The following is a 780-nucleotide window of genomic DNA, read 5'->3' as shown; positions in this document are numbered from 1 at the left end:
TACTGTGGTGCAAAAAGGAGATTTTATCTGCTCAATTGATAAAACGGAACTGTTTGGTCGTCTTGAAGATCGGAAATTAGACTTGGAGCAGACCAGGGCACAATATGAACAAATCCAATTGGATACCTCTTTAAACCTTCGAGTAGAAAGGGATAATATTCTCAATCAAAAATACATTGTCCAGGAGCAGGAATTGATTTTGGAACAATCCCAATTTGAGCCGCCTGCTATCATAAAGCAAAATGAATACAATGTTGAGAAAGCAATACGAGAGTTGGATCAGGCCCAGGAAAGGTATAGAATTAAAACCCTTCAGGAAAAAGCCAGGATGATGGAGATTGCTGCCAAGCTTAGGGAGGATGAATTGGAAGTAAGCCAAATGGTGGAAGTGCTTGATAAATTCGTTGTCACAGCTCCGCAAGATGGAATGGTTATCTATGTGGATTATAGAGGGTCAAAAGTGAAAGAAGGTTCTCAAATCAACTCATGGAACCCAGTAGTGGCCACCCTACCTGACCTTACTACCATGCAAAGCATTACCTATATAAATGAGGTGGATATAAGAAGGTAAAAAGGGGGCAGCAAGTAGAATTGGGAATGGACGCCTTTCCAGACAAAAAATATACAGGAGAGGTTAAGAAAGTGGCCAATGTAGGTCAACAAAGACCTAATTCAGATGCCAAGGTGTTTGAGGTGATTATAGAAGTAAATGAAAGTGACCCTTTATTGCGTCCTTCTATGACTTCAAGCAATACCATCATTGCGGATCAGTTAGACGAT

Annotated in this window: 1 protein-coding gene and 1 pseudogene; both read left to right on the top strand. The window is 40.5% G+C overall.

The features are described from left to right. On the top strand, positions 1 to 571 hold a 571-nt coding region (locus ADIWIN_RS00375; RefSeq protein ID WP_498370477.1), incomplete at its 5' end, for an efflux RND transporter periplasmic adaptor subunit. A 26-nt stretch (positions 572 to 597) separates the two neighbouring features. Beyond that, positions 598 to 780 (top strand): annotated as a pseudogene (locus ADIWIN_RS20695) (RND transporter); the annotation flags it as partial.

It is taken from the genome of Winogradskyella psychrotolerans RS-3 (genome assembly GCF_000427335.1).
Taxonomy (GTDB): domain Bacteria; phylum Bacteroidota; class Bacteroidia; order Flavobacteriales; family Flavobacteriaceae; genus Winogradskyella; species Winogradskyella psychrotolerans.
Note: the sequence above shows the minus strand (reverse complement) of the source record. Positions and strands in the feature narration are given on the sequence as shown.